This is a genomic window from Actinoplanes sp. ATCC 53533, from assembly GCF_003947245.1.
Genome location: NZ_QHHV01000013.1, coordinates 1 through 17,248 on the forward strand (window position 1 = coordinate 1; position 17,248 = coordinate 17,248).

A 17,248-nucleotide genomic window follows, 5' to 3' on the forward strand; every position below is an offset into this window, starting at 1 on the left:
TCCTCGAGGAGTCCCTCTTGATGGCCAACGGGGTCGGCGGCCCGGTCCGCTTCGACCTGACGGACTCGTTCGGCTCGGGCGGCGAGGTCGTCGAGTCGATCGTCGTGGACTTCCCGGGCAAGCAGGTCCGGCCGTACGGCGACGAGAAGGTCCGCTACCGCTTCAAGACCGGCCGCGCCCTGATCGAGCACCTGATCTTCATCGACGAGGGCGACTGGGTGAACTCGCTCTTCCTGTCCTGCCGCTTCTCGGCGGCGCGGATCGGGCAGTACAACGAGTTCGTCTACGCCTTCTTCAAGTGCCTCTCCGAGGAACGCTTGCAGTACGCCGAGGGCTGGTACGACGAGCACGAGCGCTCCGTCGACGCCGAGGACACCACGATCGGCGACTGGAACGTGCAGCGCCGCTGCCCGCACCTGAAGGCCGACCTGTCCCGCTTCGGAGTGCTCGACGGCAACACGCTGACCTGCCAGCTGCACGGCTGGAAGTTCGACCTGCCCAGCGGGAGGTGTCTGACGTCGGCCGGGCACAAGATCCGCGCCGAGAAGACCGACCGTTTCTAGCGCATTTTCCGACGCGACGGCGGCGACGATCAGCGACCTGAGTGGCCTGCGGCTGCTACGCCGCCGGTCGGTGGTCCCATCTGGACGGACCCACTCACCCGATCATGTGATCGACAGATCTCGGGGATCACTGAATCCTGGTGGGGTGTCCGACAACCCGTTCGCGAGTCCGGAATCGGTCGCCGCAGCCCTGGCCGCTCGGAACTACTTCCCTGATCAGGGGCTCGCCTCGGCCGTCTTTCTCGCCATGAAGCTGCGCCTGCCGCTCTTCCTGGAAGGCGATCCCGGGGTCGGCAAGACCGCGCTGGCCACACATGTCGCGGCGATCATGGGGATCGAGCCGATCAGGCTCCAGTGTTACGCCGGGATCGATCGGGCGCAGGCGGTTTACGAGTGGAACTTCGCTAAGCAGCTGCTGCACATGCGGGCGGAAGGCAACGGCACCTCGGTTTACACCGAGGAGTTTCTGATCGCCCGGCCGATCCTGCGGGCAGTGCGGCAGCAGCCCTCGGTGCTGCTGATCGACGAGATCGACCGGGCCGACGACGAATTCGAGGCGTTCCTGCTCGAGATGCTCGAAGGCCGCACCCTGAGCATCCCCGACTACCGCACGATCGAGATCGTCGAGCCGCCGTTCGTGACGCTGACCTCGAACGGCACTCGTGAGGTGCACAGCGCCCTCAAACGCCGCTGCCTTTACCACTGGATCGACCATCCGACGTCCGAGCGGGAGGCCGACATCATCCGCGCGAACGTGCGGGAGTTGGCCGACGGCAAGCTCGCCGACGACATCGCCCGCGTCGTCGCCGAACTGCGAACCATGCCGCTGACCCGGGCTCCGGGGGTAGCCGAGTCGATCGCGTTCGCCCGCGCCGCGGTGGCGCTCCAGCGGAACACCGTCGAGGAGGCGCTGGAACCGGCACTCGGTCTGCTGGTCAAGCAACGGGAGGACCAGGAACTCGTCAGCCGGAGGTTCCGGATGGGCTCCACATGATCGACGTCGTCGCCGACCTGGCCGGGTTCGCTCGGCTGCTGCGCGTCGCCGGCCTCACCGTGGAGGCACCCCGGATCACCACCGCGCTGCGGGCCCTCGCCGCCTACCAGCCGCTACGGGCCGAGGACGTCTACTGGGCCACCCGACTCGCGTTCTGCGCCCGGCACGACGACTATCCGGCGTTCGACCGCGCTTACGAGGAGTGGTTCGGCCGCCCCGCTGCGGCCATAGCCGCCCCGCCGGCCGACGTCTCGCGGCAGGCCGCGGCCCTGGCTGGGGAAGGCACGCCGGCGGACGCCGGTGACCGACGCACGGCGGTGCGGGCGGGCTCGGCCGAGCGTCTCTCGCAGCCGAGGGGGTGGACTCTCGGTGCCGCCGACCGGGCCGAGATGGCCACCTACATGGCAGCGCTCGCCGGCGTGCCGCCCCGACGCCGGACAAGTCGGCACACGAGCGGCGGTCGTCGCGAGATCGACGTCGTGCCGACCATCCGGGTGATGATGCGGCACGCCGGAGAGCCCGCCGGCCTGCGCTACCGGACCAGGCGGGAGCAACGCCGCCGGCTGGTTCTGCTGCTCGACCTGAGCAAGTCGATGCGCGAACACCGGCGGATGCTCCTGCGGTTCGCGTTCGCTGCGGTGGCCGTGGCACCCACCACGACCGAGGTGTTCAGCGTCGGGACCCGGCTCGACCGGATCACCGCGGAGCTGCGGCGGCGCGATCCGCAGGCGGCCGTGGACGCGCTCTCGGGACGGCTTCTCGACTGGGACGCGGGCACCCGGCTCAGCGACGCGGTCACCGAGTTCACCCGGTCGTGGGGCGAACGCCGTACCGTCCGGGCGGCGAACGTGGTGCTGGTCTCCGACGGCTGGGAACTCGGGGATCCCACGCCCTTCGCCGGACAGATCGCGCGGCTGGCCCGGCTGGCGCACCGGGTCTACTGGCTGGACCCCTCGACGGGCGAAGCAGGGTATGCGCCGGAGGCTCCTCCGCTGGTCAGCAGCCTGCGACACGTACGACTGCTGGCCGGCGATGACCCGCCCGCGCTGTGCACGGCCGCTGGCGTGCTGGCCTGCCCGTCCTGTGGTCCCCGGTGCCGGGTGCACCGGGACGTCCGCTCCTGGGTGGCGGCGTGACGACCGCGGACTTCGACGGGTTGGTGGACCGCGCGCTGGCCCGCGACACCATGCTGACCATGGCCCACGACGCCGAGGAGGTCATGCTCGTCGTTCACCGCCGGGACAGCGCCGTCACGGTCGCCGGTGACACCGGCCATGAGGATCTCTTCGCCCTGGCCGTCGCCCGTCTCCTGCGCCAGGCGACCAGCGCCGGGCCCGATCGTGACTGGGCGCTGCGTAGCCAGGGATACGCACACGCCGCCACCGTCCTGCGGTTCGCCGACCACATGGGTCCGGGCCGGTCCGAGTCCGACCCGGGGGACCTCTACCGTTCCGCACTGGCGGAGCTGCGGCCGGACGGCCCGGACGGCTTCGCCCTCGACCCGATGAACGAGGTCCTGTTCACCTACCGGCACATCCGCGGCCTGCGCGCGTCGGGGCAGACCGGCGAGGCTCTGCGGCTGGCGGCGGAATTGTCACCGAAGTTCTTCAACGCCAGCGGCGCCGAACCACGGCGGGCCGACGTCCAGTTCGAGATCGGCGCCTGCCTGCTGGCCAAGGGCCAGGCCGGCCAGGTGTTCAGGGCCCTCGGCGAACTGGAGGAGGAGTACTGGCGGAAGCCGGAGACCGAGGTCTTCTCCACCCGGCACCGCTACGACTACATCCTGGGGCTGGCCGAGCAGGCGCGCGGCCGCACCGAGGAGGCGGCCACCCGGCTGGAGGCGGCCCTCGACCACCTGCGGATGTACCGGTTGTCGGACACCTGGCACGACGTCTACGAGCTGTCGCTGACCCTCACGCTCGCGGAGATCGAGGCGGTGCTGGTGCTCGAAGGCAGGCGAGCCGCGGATCCGGTCGGCCGGGCCGAGGCCGCGCTGAGGCTCTCCGAGCGGATCCAGGGGCGGTGGGGTGTCATCGCCCGGACCCAGACCCCGCTGTCCGCCGCGTTCCGCCGCATCTACGGCGACATCGCACTGATGGTCGCCGGGCTGACGTCGGGCCCCGCCGAGGCGCGACTGGGACTGCGGGTCTGCCTGTCGGCCAAGCAGACCGGATTCGCCGGCCACCTGCGGTCCGGCGAGTCGCTGCTGCCCCGGGCGATCGCCGGCCTGGTGCACGAACTCCTCTCCGCCGAGCAGGACCCGCCGCCCGAGCTCGGCGCCCTGCCGGAGATCATCGGCGCCTGGAAGGCACAACGGGCCGAGCGGCTGACCGCACTGCACAAGCGCATCAAGAGCCGGGTCAATCCGGTCCTCGCCGACATGTTGCTGCCGGTTCCCGCGGACATCGATGCCCTGATCCGGACGCTGAGGCATCGGTCGGCGCTGGATTTCACCGGCCTGCCGGACTCACTGGGCGACGGCCCGAACTGGTTCCGGACGCTGATCGACCCCTCCGGCACGGTCACATTCGAGAGCTTCGATCCAACCGGGGCGATCAAGGCGCACGCGACGGCCGCCGCGAGCGGGGACTACGACGAGGCGCCGTGGGACCGGATGGCGCGTGCCCTGCTTCCCGGAACGCTGCGGCAGCTCGTGGAGATCCCGGGGGACGAACCGCCGGGGATCGTCATCTCCGCCCATCGAGAGCTGAGCCTCATGCCATGGGCGGCCCTGCTGGTCGAGGACGGGACCCGTCTGGTCCGGTGCGCGCTGCTCACCCACACCCCGGTCCTGACCTGCCTGGCGGCCGACCCGCTGCCCGCGGTCACCGGACCGGCGCTGGTCCGGCTCGTGTCCCAGGACGAGACCGGCGGCGCGCCGGGCGAGAGCGGCGTCTACACCCTGCACGAGCAACAGGCGTGGGGTCTGGCCGACCACGACGGCCGGATCGCGCTGAGCCGGTGCACCCTCGACGGGCAGCCACCCCGTGCCGCCGGGAGTGGGCAGCTCAGCGTCGCTCTCGGCCAGGACGGCTGGGGTTTCGTCCACATCGCCACGCACGGGCACGGCACCGGCCTGGAACAGTGCCTGTGGATCCCGGAGGAGACCGGGGTCGGCGGTCTGCTCTCCGCTGCGCAGGCCCTCGGGCTCCGGTGGCCGGCGTCCACACTGATGGCGTCGTGTGACATCGGCAAGCTGCTCAACGCCGAGGACGCCGAGCCGCTGGGCTTCGTGATGGCGGTGCTGACCGGTGGCGGCCGGTGTGTGGTCGCCGCCGTCGACCACGTACGGAATAAGCAGGCCGGAGAGCTGGCCGCCCACATCGTGACGCTGATCCGTGGCGGCGGCGTCCGGCTGGATCAGGCGCTGCGGAGTGCGCAGCTCGCCTTCGAAGAGGACGAGCACGAGCCGGTAGGCGCCTGGGCGCTGTTCAACGCCTACCTCCGGTGAGTCGACCGGTCAGACCGGTCGCTCGACCGACACAGGCCGGCCCAACACCCGCTCGGCCGCCCCGCGCCGCGCGGATTCGCTCCCGTACTTGTCCAGCACGAACCAGCGGGCCCGCCAGGCCCGGTAGCCCGGCTCGCCACCGAAGCCCGCCCGGCAGGCCTCCACGCCGTTGACGAAGTTCGGCATGATCGCCGCTCCGATACCGCGGTACCGGCTGCGCTGCTCCGGGACGGGTTCGGTCAGCCAGGCGCTCAGCCCCTCGATCGCCGCGTCGTCCAGGACCTCGTGCGACAGGCAGGATGCGAACGTCTGGCGGGTCGGCAGGCGCAGACCCGGCATGAGCAGCCCCGCCCCGAGCCGGATCTGTACGATCGCCAGCTTGAGGTCGTCGCGCGGCGGCACGGTCCCGCCCTCGGCGTTGAGAACGGGCCGTTCGATGTAGTCGTACGCTTCGATGAACCGGTCCCGGAGGCGTTCCCGGCTCTGTTGCCAGGTCTTGTCCTCACCCATCGGGAAATAACCGAGGCGCTCCATCTCCGGCGAGAAGGCCAGCAGCAGCAAAAGCGCCCGGGCGGTCATGATTCCCGGGTTGATGAACCAGGCCCGCAGGGCGAGCCCTTCCTCATCGGGCTCGTCCTTGAAGCCGTGCAGGCGGTGGACCCGGTCCAGGGCCTTCAGCGCCTCGCCGCCGATGTCGGCGCCGTCGGTCAGCTGCTGGAAGACCAGTTGGGTCTGGGCGTCCTGGCGCTGCTGGTCCGCTGCCTCGTCGGTGCCGGCGAACTCCTCGGCCCATCGGTCGATGACCCGCTCGGCGGTGCGGCACGCAGTGCCGGTCTCGGCGAGCGCGAGCTGGGACAGGACCTCGTCCAGCGCCCTCAGGTGGAGGTCCCGCTCGTCGTCGGCGCGCTTGCGATGGTAGGCGAGGATCTGCGCGTGCCGGGTGCGCCCCTCCAGGTGCAGGGTCTGCGCCTCGACGTACGACTCCTCGGTGTCCACCTTGGACGCGGCGAGCGCCTGTGCCCGGATCGCGCCCAGCGCCCGCGGCGCGTACTCCGGCCAGGGCATGCCGCGGGCGGCGTTGGCACACCGGACGATGTAACCGGTGTTCTCGGTGGCGATGCGGAGCAATTCCCCGCCCCGCTGGCGGAAGCCGTTCGGGATGGCCTGCAATGCCCGCCAGCTCGCCTCATAGATGAGCCACCCGAGCAGCGGCAGCACCTCCTCCACATCGTGCGGTGGAAGCTGGGTCTGCTCGCGGCTCCGGTACTGCTCGATCTCCCGCTCGATGATCGCAATCATCGCCTCGTCGCAGGGCATCTTCTTCCGCCGAAGCCCCAGGCTCAATTCCTTGAGCCCGGCACGGCTCCTGATCGGCGTCGGGTCGGTCATCGTCGCTCCTCTTCGTCGTCTGATTCGTTCAGCGAGTGACCCGCCGGAAGCGTCGCCTCAGCCATGCAGTGCCACGCCCCGGCTGCAGGCCCAGCCACGTCAGCGTTCGAGCGATTCGTCGCCGCGCACTGAAGATCGACCAGGCGGCGATCACGCCGGCCGCGGCCGCGGCGGCGGCTACCAGGGCAGGTGCCGGGCCGTCACCCTGCCGCCGGACCAGCCAGCCGACGACGAACCAGGCGGTCGAGGCCGCGAAGCCAGCACCTGCCAGCAGTACCCAGCCGCGCCACCGCCGGTCCTCGCGTCCGGACGGCTGGGCCATCGCCACCACCGGAAGGAGAAGGCCCAGGAACAGCACCGAGATCACGAACGGGGTCTGCAGCGAGGCGAAGGTGCGCCATTCGTATTCGATCGACTGCGTGGCGGCGAGGAACAGTCCGATCGCGGCGATCGTCGCGGTCTGCTCGACCGTGAGTCGCTGACGGCGTTCCTCGGCGGCGGCCGTGGCCAGCGCGGCCATCGGCTCGGCATAGCTCACGGCGTCGGCCGCGGTGTCGGCCTCGTCGGCGATCTCGACCCGCAACCAGTCCACATACGCCAGGTCCGCGGCGAAGACACCGCCGTTCGGCTTGCGACCCGCGTATTCCAGGATCGCCAGCGCGTCACCGGAGGCGGCTTGAACGGTGCGTTGCATCGTGCGCAGCGCTGCCGCACCGGCCGAAGCCAGAGCGGTGTCCCGCTGGAGCGCCCGCAACTCCTCGTCACGCGCTTTACCTGTCCAGCCCCTGGATCGTTCGGCCGCCTCGAACCGGCTGGCCCGTTCGACGAGTTTGGGTACGACCAGCGCCGACCGGCGTTCATCGAAGCGGCGCGCCTCATGCCGGACCTTCGCCATCTCCCACAGGTAGCCGGGCAGCGGGGGCAGCCGGAAGCTGCCTGCCGGCCACACCCAGTCGTCGCTGCGTTGTTCCTGGTTCGCGGGCGAGAGAAGAGCGAACACCCGGTCTCGCCCGCCGTCCGCGCCGGGATTCACCTCCCAGAGGTGACAACCGGGGAACAGCTCCGTGCGATGTTTCAGGTTGACGGGGTCCGCGTGGTGTCCGCGGATGGCCGGATCCGTGCGGCGTTCCAGAAGGCCCGGCGCCGGCAGCGCCTGGCTGGCGAGACCCGCGAGCCGTTCGACCCCACTGCCGCCCTCGTAGAGGGCGTAGTAGAGGTGGACCCGCCCGACACAGTCGGCAGCCGGCGCCGTGCCGGCGGCTTCGCGCCACTCCCGGTCAAGCTGGGCCCACACCCGGCCGTCGGCGGGCACCAAGCAGGCGAGGAACGCGGTCAGGCGAGTGGTGTGGTACTCGATCGCCTGGTAGATCTTGCGCTCACTCGCCCCGCCGAAGGACCGCCGAGCCTCCGGCCCGGAGGTGCGCGCGCCCCGCGTCCCCTCGATGGGCGACTCCGGCATGCCCAGAGCACCGCAGATCTCGACCAGCTCCTGAAGCGCCGCGACGCCGTCTTCGCCGTCCAGGTAGGTGTAGACATGCATCGCGTACGACCGCAGCGTCATCAGCGCCGGCCACGGTCGTCGTCGAGCTCCTCCTTGATCCGGCGGCTCAGGTTATCGCTGGCACTGCGTGCTCGCGGCGGCTGCTTGACCGGCTCGTCCTCGCTCGGCCCGGCCACATTCTGCTGGCGGGAGTCGAGCTTCTCGATGTGCTGTCGCTTCTGGTTGACGACAACGTGGCCCTCGTCATCGTCGAGCGCGGCCAAGATCGCGGCCACGGCCTCTTCGAACTGGTCCCATGTGCCAGGCGGCAGCGAGGAACCATGGATGGCGTTGAGAGTGCCGAGGACCTTCTCAAGCACCGTGGCACGACTGGATCTTTCAGCAGCGGTCATCGAATACACCGTATAGCCGGTGTCCCAGCAGACTCACGCGTTGGAGTGACACGGAGCGGAATGATGACCTAACGGTGTGGCGAACTGACTCTTCAGCCACCTCCTCTACCTAGGACATTCAGGGGAGGAAGCCCAGCCCGTTCGATCCATTGATTTAGATCTACCGATGGTGGCATCGTGGCGCGCACTGCCATCGCATCCACGGGGGAATGCCATGCGTGTGCCGCAGCGCCTCAAGCTGTGCCGTCTACTGATCCCGATCCTCGCGGCAGCAATGCTGGCCGTGCCGCCACCGTCCGCCGCCGCCGCTGCCGAAGCGGCGCCCGTCGCCCCGCCCGGCGCGGGCCCGGTCGACCGCGGGCTCCCGGCCTCCGCCACCGCGAACCATGGACTGCCCGCCGGGCAGGAAGCGGAGCCCGTCCCGCCGGCCACCGAGGCCGCGGGCGCGCCCAGGAAGGTCGCCGCGACGGCCAAGGCCGATCGGCGCGAGATCACCGCCCGGACCATGCGCCTCAACGCCGAGCTGGCGCCGCCCAGCCAGCCCATCGTGCGGCCCGGCTACCTGCTCGGCGACACCTCGCTGGTGGTCTACTTCAACGCCGAGATCGGCCCGGCCGACCGCTGGTGGGCCACCGTCCGGGACGTCCAGTCGGGCACCGAGCAGCGGTCGGTCGACCTCGGGCAGGCCGATCTGAACATCTGCTCGTTCCCGGCGACCTATTGCCGCAGCTTCGGCGCGGCCGAGGGCTGGGTCCTCGACCCGGCCCGCACCTATACGGTGACCGTCACCGTGGCCACGGCCGAGGGTGAGCTGAGCAGCACCGAGTCGCAGCCGGCGCGCCCCCGGCGGGTGGAGACGCCGCCGTCGGTCCCGGCCGGCCAGGCGGTCGGCTGCGGCTGCGCCACCGTGCTGGGCACGACGGTCCGGGCGCAGGCCTTCCGGGGCCAGATGGTCAACACCGGCACCGGTACGTACAACCGGGTCGAGCAGGACTTCGCGATGCCGTCGTTCGGCATCCCGTTCCGGCTGGCCCGCTACTACTCCTCCGGCAACACCGCGCGGGGACTGTTCGGGCCCGGCTGGAGCTCGTCGTACGACGTGCGCATCGTGGCCGCCGACGGGGGCGCCGCGCGGGTGCGGGCCGAGGACGGCGCCGAGGCGGTCTACACCGGCGGCGCCGACGGCACGTACACCGCACCCGCGGGCGTACGGGCCAAGCTTGTCAAGATTGACAGCGGGTGGGAGCTGGTGCCGCCGGACCGGCGGGTGTTGCGCTTCGACGCCGAGGGCAAGCTCGTCTCGGTCAAGAACGCGCGCGGGCACGGCGTGACGCTGACCTACACCGCGACCGGAACGCTCGACCGCATCACCGACCCGAGCGGGCGCGCCGTCAAGTTCGAGGTGCGGTCCGACCTGGGCGTGGTCACGAAGGTGACGATGCCCGACGGCCGCAGCGCGCAGTTCGACTACCAGGACGGGCGGCTGCTCAAGACGCAGGACGCCCGCCGCGGCGTGACCAGCTACGGCTACGACGCCGCCGGGCGGCTGACCACGGTCCACGACCCGCGCGGCACGCGCCAGCTGCTCAACGAGTACGACGCGACCGGCCGGGTGGTCAAGCAGACCGACGCGCTCAACGGGGTCACCGGGTTCGCCTGGGACGCCGGTCAGCAGCGGGCCACCACCACCGACCAGGACGGCGTCGTGGTGGTCGACGGCTACCGCGACAACGTGCTGCTGTTCAGCCGCAACGCCAACAACGACGTGGTCAACACGCGCTACGACGGCAAGCTGCAGAAGAGCCTCGTGGTCGACCCGAAGGGAAACCAGGAGGAGACGGCGTTCGACTCCAACGGCAATCCCCGGACCCGTACGGCGCCCGAGCCCTTCTCGTTCCAGCAGACCAGCGACTTCGACGACCGCGGCAACCAGACCACCTACACCGACGGCCGCGGCCAGAAGTGGATCTACACCTACAACGAGTTCAACGAGCTCACCAGCCAGCGCAACCCGGAGCAGAAGACCGGCTACAAGTACGAGTACGACAGCAAGGGCCAGGTGGTCAAGCGCACCGACCCGCGCGACAAGGTCACCGCCTACGAGTACGACGCCGACGGCAACCGCACCGCGGAGATCACCCCGACCGGCCGCAAGACCGTCATGACCTACGACAAGACCGGCCGGATGAGCTCGGTCGTCGACCCGCGCGGCACGGTCTCCGGCGCCGACCCGGACAAGTACCGGACCCGGTACGAGTACGACGCCGAGAACCAGATCGTCGAGATGCGCAAGCCGGGCAAGCAGCAGCCGTACCGGTGGACCTTCGACGAGCTCGGTCAGCTCGTCGTGGAGACCGATCCGCTGGCCGGCAACACGATCTTCACGTATGACAAGTCGGGCCGCCCGGTCCTCACCAAGGACCCGGTCGGCAACGTCAGCGCGACCGAGTACACCCCGGCCGGCCGGCGCAAGTCGATGACGCTCGACCCGGGCGGGCTCAACCTGACCACGAGCTGGACGTACGATCCCAACGGCCGGGTGGCGACCGAGGTCGCGCCGAACGGAAACGCCGACGCGGCGCAGAAGGCGCTGTTCACCAGCACGTTCCACTACGACTTCAACGGCAACCTGGTGCAGGCCGACCGGCCCTATGGCTCGGACGCCACCCGGGTCAAGGTGGACACCGCGTTCGACTCGCTGGACCGGCCGAACGAGCAGGTCGACCAGCTCGGCAACAAGACGACGGTGCGCTACGACAACAACGGCAACGTCGTCGGCATGACCGACGAGAACGGCGAGTCGCTGACGAGCACGTTCGACGGGGCCAACCGGCGCACCGGAAGCTCCTCGGGCGGTGGCGCCGACGCGGGCATCTCCTACGACGAGGTGGGCAACCCGACCAGGCAGACCACCCCGACCGGCGGCGTGATCACCTGGAAGTACGACGACGACGGCCGGCCCACCGAGATCACCGAGCCACGCGGCAACGTCGAGGGCAGCGACCCGGCCGACCACACCACGAAGTACGGCTACGACCAGGCTGGCAACCAGATCTCGGTGACCGATCCGCTCGGCAACACCACCAAGCAGTCCTTCGACGCCAACGACCGCGTGACCGCGGTGACCGACGCGAACAACCACACCACGAAGTACGGCTACAACGACAACGACTGGCTCACCTCGGTCACCGGCCCGGACGCCACCATCCTGTCGACGACCTACCAGTACAACGCGAACGGCCAGGAGATCCGGCGCACCGACCCGCTGCTGCGCTCGACCCACACCGAGTACGACCGGGCCGGGCGCACCGAGGCGACCACCGACCAGCTCGGTCGCCGGCGGGAGTACGGCTACGACGCCAACTCGCAGCTGGTCCAGGAGCGCACCGCGCGGCTGCTGCCGAGCCGGCCCGATCCGGACGGCACGATCTTCTACGGTTACGACAACGTGGGCCGGCTGACCAGCAAGAAGCTCGGCGAGAACGGCACCCTGTACACGTACGGCTACGACGCGAAGAACAAGCTCACCGCGGCGGCCGACCCGACCGGGGTGCAGTCCTACTCCTACGACAAGACCGAACGGCTCACCGAGGTGGCCCGCGGCGACCAGGTCTTCGGTTACACGTACGACGCCGAGGACCGCATCATCAACCGCAGCTACCCGGACGGCACCAGGATCGCCGCCGACTACGACGACAGCGACCGCGTCACCGCACTGACCAGCAGCAAGGGCGGCACGAGCTCGCGGTACGAGTTCGGCTACGACGTCTCCGACAACCTGATCAAAACCACCTACCCGGGATCAACCGGCGTCGTCGAGAACCGCGAGTACGACCGGGCCGGCCGGCTGACGGGGATCGAGGCGACCAGGGGCGACACCACGCTCTCGGCCTTCGACCTGGTGCTCGACAAGGTGGGCAACCCGATGAGGATCACCGAGACCAAGGGTGAGCCGGGCCAGCCGACCAGCACCGAGGCAACCGCCTACACCTACGATGAGGCCGACCGGCTGACGGCCGAGTGCTTCGGGGCGCAGGCGTGCTCCGGCTCCAGCGCCTCGCGGACCGACTACACGTACGACCTGGTCGGCAACCGCACCAGCAAGAAGGTGGCCGCGCCGGGAGAGAACACGCTCACCAAGTACACGTACGACGCCGCCAACCAGCTCGTCCTCGAGGCGACCGCCGGCACGCGGTCCAATCTGCGGACCTTCTCCTACGACGAGGAGGGCAACCAGACGCGGGCCGGCTCGGACAAGTTCACCTACGCCCTCGACCACCGGATGACCTCGGCCACCGTCAACGGCAAGACCACGGACTACACGTTCGACGCGGTCGGCAACCGGATCCAGGCGGTCACCGGCACCGGCGCTGAGCAGATCGTCCAGAAGTGGTCGTGGGACACCAACGGCCCGCGCGCTGTGCTGGCCGCGGAGTCGCAGACCAGCGGTGGCACCACGCAGCAGCGCAGCTATCTCCACAACCCCGGTGGTCAGGCGCTCGCGCTGCTGTCCGGTGCGACCACGCACTCGTACCTGCACGACTGGCTCGGCGGTGTGTCCGGTGTGGTGTCGTCCGAAGGCACCCCGCAATGGTCGTACGACTACGACGCCTTCGGGGTCACCGAGAGCTCGAAGCTGACCGACGACGCGCCGGCCAACCCGCTGCAGTACACCGGCGCCTACCAGGACGTCAGCCAGGGCGACCGCTATTCGATGGGCGCCCGAAACTACGACCCGGGCACGGGCCGCTTCGACTCCGCCGACCCGGTGGCCCAGCCGAAGTCCGACCCGTCGGTGTCGACGTACTCGTACACCAACGCCCGCCCGACCGTGCAGACCGACCCGACCGGCGAGGACCCGGACAACGGCGGGGTGTTCTACGGCAGCGTCACCGCGGCCGAGTACCGGATGAACAACCCCGACGCGGGCGCCGCCACCACCGACGCGGCCGTGCCGGACGGCGGCATGGTCGAGGTCGACAACCCGGAGTGGCTCAACGCCAAGAAGCTGGTCGACGAGGCCGAGGGCTTCGTCAAGCAGATCGGCGACGAGATCGTCAATCTCATCCTCGACCTGGTCGGCTTCAACGACGCCAAGGCCTGCATCACCGAGGGCGACATCGTCGCCTGCATCTCCACCGCGCTGCAGGCGGTGCCGTGGGGCAAGATGTTCAAGGCCGCGAAGGTGGCCATCAAGGCCGTCGGCGTGGGCCGGCGCCTCATCGACGCCTACAGCAACCTCAAGGCGGCCCGCAAGGCGCTGACCTCGATCCCGCAGCGGATCAAGAAGATGGTCGACGCCCCGGTGACGGCGGCGAAGTCCAGCGCCGCGAAACAGGTCGAGAACACGGTCAAGGCGGCCAAGGACATCGGCGGCAAGGCCAAAGCAACCGCGAAGAACGCCGTCAACAAGGTCAGGAACAAGACCAAGTCGGCCACCGAGGAAAGCTGCAAGGTGGCCAAGGGCGCCGGCAAGCGGCTGTCCAACTCGTTCGTCGCCGGCACGCTCGTCCTGATGGCCGACGGGACCAGCAAGCCGATCGAGAAGGTGCAGCCCGGCGACACGGTCAAGGCCACCGACGCCAAGACCGGCATCAGCAAGCCGCAGCAGGTCATCGCGTCGATCACCGGCAGCGGCGACAAGAGCCTGGTCGAGCTGACGTTGGTGGGCGCCGGCGGCGGCGGGCCGTCCGAGGTCACCGCGACCGCGGGCCACAAGTTCTACAGCCCCGGTAAGGGCTGGATCGTCGCCGACGACCTGAAGCCCGGGGACAAGCTCCGGGACACCGGCGGGCGCACGGTCAAGGTCAAGGCCACGCACGAGTACGCGGCCCGGACCACCGTCTACAACCTCACCGTCGACAGCACCCACACGTACTACGTGGCGGCCGGCGGCAACCAGGTCCTCGTGCACAACTGCATGACGACCCAGGCCATCACGGAACGCCTGCAGGAGCACGTCGACGCGGTCGTCAACGACTTCGAGAACGGCGTGATCGGCCTGAGCCCGGGCCAGCAGGGCTTCGTCAAGCGCGTCGGCGCGCAGGAGGGCAGGGAGAGAGGGTCCTCCATCTACGAGATGGTCCGCGGCGACGTGATCGACGCGGCCGTCAAGAAGAGGGTCGCGCAGGACCCGAAGCTCAACAAGATCCTCTTCATCTGCGGCCGGGGCCAGGAATGCCCCGACTTCCACGATCCGGTACGAAACGTATGGTGGGACATGACCACCGACGGTGGCTGGAGATCGCACAACAAATATACGAAGTTGTTCGGCCGGGGCATCCACCTGCCGACCCGATAGGAGTCATGACGTGGCGCGCAGGGAGCTGATCGACCGCTGGCGCACCGGAAACCTCCGTACGGAAGTCCTCCGGCGGCTGGCCGACGGCAGCTCCCTGCTCGACCTCGAACTATCCGTCGTGGACGGCTTGCTGGACCTCCGGGGCCTTCCGGCCGGAGGCCTGGAGTCGCAGGCCGCCACGATCGCCGGCGTGGATTTCCGCTACGCCACGCTGGCTCACGCCCACCTCGAGGACGTCCGCTTCAGCGGTTGCCGCTTCGACGGGGCCGACCTCGCCCGGGCGGTGTTCACCGACGGATCGATCACCGAAGGCACGATGCTGCGGGCGACGCTGACGGAAACTCTGCTCGCCCGCACCACGTGGCAGTCGGTCAACCTGACCGGCGCCAAGATGAAGTACTTCTCGGCCGAGCGCACCCACTTCGCGGAGTGCACCTTCCCGGCCCTGCCCAAGGCCGAGTTCGCCGGTTGCACGATCGAGGATTCGTTGTTCACCGGCGCGCTGACCGAGACGCGCTTCCTGGGGCGCGCCCACGACAGCGCGGTCCTGCGGCGGGTGACCTTCTCCTCGGCCGACGTGACCTACCCCGAATTCGACGGCGTCGACTTCGAGGAGGTCACCTTCCCGCCGGGTGACACCCTGATCGTCGTCCCGCGGAATTTCCGGGCCGTGGCCGACCGGGCGGCCGAACTCTCCTCGAGCCGCGGCGACCAGGTCGGCAAGGACCTACGGCAGTTCCTCTCCCGCGAGTCCCGGCGACCCGGCCTGCGGGAAACGGCCGGCTGGGCCACGGCCAGGCACGTCCTCACCGACGACTACGAGGGCGGCGAGGAGTTGGCGGACTTCGCCACCACCACGCTGCGAGAAGCCCAGGAACACAGGTCGGCGACGTAGGTCAGCGGCGGGGTAGCACGCCCAGGAGGGTCGCGGTCAGGGCCAGCTTCAAGGAGTCCTTCAGCGCCAAGTGGAAGCGGGCCAGGTCGGGCTCGGCCTGGTAGGCGGCACGCAGGCTGGGTGGGGGTGTGCTGTAGGCCGACAGCGCGCCGGCCATGACCATGGTCTGCAGGCTGAACAATGTGGCGTTCTCGCCCAGCTCCGGCAGGTGCTTCTGGATCAGGGCGGTCATGGTTGTCAGGCGGTCCAGGGAGGCCCGCTTGTAGCGTGCTACGACCTCGACGGAGACGTTGTGTTCCAGGACGCTGCCCTGCGCGCCGAAGAGGTCGCACAGCACCACTCGGCCGGAGAGTGAGCGGCTGAGGATCTCGGCCACCGCTGCCGCTCGCTCGGCCATGGGTAGATCATCGTCGATGTCGGCGGCCAGCTCGCCGGCCAGTTCCGTCAGCCACTCCCGCAGGAAGTGGTCCAGCAGCTCCAGCAGCACCGCCTCGCGGGACTCGAAGTAGCGCAGCACGTTCGGCTTAGCCAGGCCTACCCGGCGGCTGAGCTCGTTCAGGGTGACCGCGGCCACCGGCATCTCGTCGAGCATCGCCGACGCCATGTCGAGGATCGCCCGTCGGCGGATCTCCCGCTGCTCCTCGGTTCGCGCCCGCTGGAAAGTCACGATCGCCAGCCTAGCTTAGGTACCTGCGGTACGTTGACAACGTACCGAAAGTACTTTAACGTCATCGGCACAAGATACCTTCGGTACGTTAGATGGCTTGGGAGCCTGACATGAGCGAGAAGTGGACGACGGCCACGATTCCGGACCAGCGCGGGCGGGTGGCCGTGGTGACCGGTGCCAACACCGGACTGGGGTACGAGACCGCCAAGGCGCTCGCCGAGCGCGGGGCGTCCGTGGTGCTCGCCGTGCGCAACGTCGAGAAGGGCGAGCAGGCCGCGGCCCGCATGACCGGCAACGTGACCGTGCAGGCACTGGACCTGACCTCGCTCGACTCCGTCCGGACCGCGGCGGCGGCGCTGCGGTCCCGGTTCGACCGGCTCGACCTGCTGATCAACAACGCCGGCGTGATGTACACCCCGAAGCAGACCACCCGGGACGGCTTCGAGATGCAGTTCGGCACCAACCACCTCGGCCACTTCGCGCTCACCGGGCTGCTGCTCGACCTGATGCTGCCGGTGCCCGGCTCGCGCGTGGTGACGGTGAGCAGCGTCGGCCACCGGATCCGGGCCGCGATCCACTTCGACGACCTGCAGTGGGAGCGGTCGTACGGCCGGGTCGCCGCCTATGGTCAGTCCAAGCTGGCCAACCTGATGTTCACTTACGAGCTGCAGCGCCGGCTCGCCACGCACGGCAGCACCGTCGCGGTGGCCGCGCATCCCGGCATGTCCAGCACCGAGCTCGCCCGCAACACCCCCGCGGCCCTCCGGCTTCCGCTCACCTGGCTCGCGCCGCTGATCACCCAGACGCCGGCGAGGGGCGCGCTGCCGACCCTGCGCGCCGCCACCGACCCCGCCGTGCTCGGCGGCCAGTACTACGGTCCCGGCGGACGCAACGAGGTCATGGGCCACCCCCGGCTGGTCACCTCCAGCCCGGAGTCGTACGAGGTGGCCGTTCAGCAGCGGCTGTGGGCCGCCTCCGAAGACCTCACCGGGGTGAAGTTCCCCGTCGTGCAGTCCAGGCAGAGCTCGTTTCCCTCCGGATCGGCCACCACGAGGTAGCCCGGGGCAGAATGCCGTGGTGATCGAGACGACGCTG

Annotated in this window: 11 protein-coding genes; 7 read left to right on the top strand and 4 right to left on the bottom strand. The window is 69.7% G+C overall.

The window, feature by feature from the left end; translation table 11 throughout:
* From DMB66_RS04635 to DMB66_RS04650, 4 genes are all read left to right on the top strand, one after another.
* On the top strand, positions 1 to 563 hold a 563-nt coding region (locus DMB66_RS04635), incomplete at its 5' end, for a Rieske 2Fe-2S domain-containing protein (RefSeq protein ID WP_148112717.1).
* A 145-nt stretch (positions 564 to 708) separates the two neighbouring features.
* Complete coding sequence (locus DMB66_RS04640; RefSeq protein WP_233624303.1) at positions 709 to 1,557, top strand: MoxR family ATPase; 849 nt, start codon at positions 709 to 711, stop codon at positions 1,555 to 1,557.
* Positions 1,554 to 2,693, top strand: a complete 1,140-nt coding sequence (locus DMB66_RS04645) for a VWA domain-containing protein (protein WP_125802748.1) — start codon at positions 1,554 to 1,556, stop codon at positions 2,691 to 2,693. The genes DMB66_RS04640 and DMB66_RS04645 overlap by 4 nt, the downstream gene beginning before the upstream one ends.
* Complete coding sequence (locus tag DMB66_RS04650) at positions 2,690 to 5,008, top strand: CHAT domain-containing protein (RefSeq protein ID WP_125802749.1); 2,319 nt, start codon at positions 2,690 to 2,692, stop codon at positions 5,006 to 5,008. Before DMB66_RS04645 ends, DMB66_RS04650 begins: the two co-directional genes overlap by 4 nt.
* Before the next feature lie 9 nt (positions 5,009 to 5,017).
* Here DMB66_RS04650 and DMB66_RS04655 read toward each other — a convergent pair whose 3' ends face one another.
* From DMB66_RS04655 to DMB66_RS04665, 3 genes are read right to left on the bottom strand one after another with little or no spacing between them, the layout of a single operon-like run.
* Positions 5,018 to 6,397, bottom strand: a complete 1,380-nt coding sequence (locus DMB66_RS04655) for a hypothetical protein (RefSeq protein WP_125802750.1) — start codon at positions 6,395 to 6,397, stop codon at positions 5,018 to 5,020.
* A 28-nt stretch (positions 6,398 to 6,425) separates the two neighbouring features.
* Positions 6,426 to 7,958, bottom strand: coding sequence for a CATRA conflict system CASPASE/TPR repeat-associated protein (locus DMB66_RS04660; protein ID WP_125802751.1), 1,533 nt, complete (start codon positions 7,956 to 7,958; stop codon positions 6,426 to 6,428).
* A complete protein-coding gene (locus DMB66_RS04665) occupies positions 7,958 to 8,290 on the bottom strand; it encodes a hypothetical protein (protein WP_125802752.1) in 333 nt (110 codons plus the stop codon). The genes DMB66_RS04660 and DMB66_RS04665 overlap by 1 nt, the downstream gene beginning before the upstream one ends.
* Before the next feature lie 214 nt (positions 8,291 to 8,504).
* Between DMB66_RS04665 and DMB66_RS04670 the strand changes: the two genes are divergently transcribed.
* Positions 8,505 to 14,591: a polymorphic toxin-type HINT domain-containing protein gene (locus tag DMB66_RS04670; RefSeq protein WP_125802753.1), complete on the top strand. Its 6,087-nt coding sequence runs from the start codon at positions 8,505 to 8,507 to the stop codon at positions 14,589 to 14,591.
* A 10-nt stretch (positions 14,592 to 14,601) separates the two neighbouring features.
* Positions 14,602 to 15,486: a pentapeptide repeat-containing protein gene (locus DMB66_RS04675; protein WP_158647141.1), complete on the top strand. Its 885-nt coding sequence runs from the start codon at positions 14,602 to 14,604 to the stop codon at positions 15,484 to 15,486.
* Between the two features lies 1 nt (position 15,487).
* Here the strand turns inward: DMB66_RS04675 and DMB66_RS04680 are convergent, their stop codons facing one another.
* The gene (locus tag DMB66_RS04680; RefSeq protein WP_125802755.1) at positions 15,488 to 16,153 is read right to left on the bottom strand and encodes a TetR/AcrR family transcriptional regulator; all 666 of its coding nucleotides are present in this window, start codon (positions 16,151 to 16,153) and stop codon (positions 15,488 to 15,490) included.
* A gap of 110 nt (positions 16,154 to 16,263) precedes the next feature.
* Between DMB66_RS04680 and DMB66_RS04685 the strand changes: the two genes are divergently transcribed.
* Positions 16,264 to 17,211: an SDR family NAD(P)-dependent oxidoreductase gene (locus DMB66_RS04685; protein ID WP_125802756.1), complete on the top strand. Its 948-nt coding sequence runs from the start codon at positions 16,264 to 16,266 to the stop codon at positions 17,209 to 17,211.
* Positions 17,212 to 17,248: the final 37 nt, after the last annotated feature.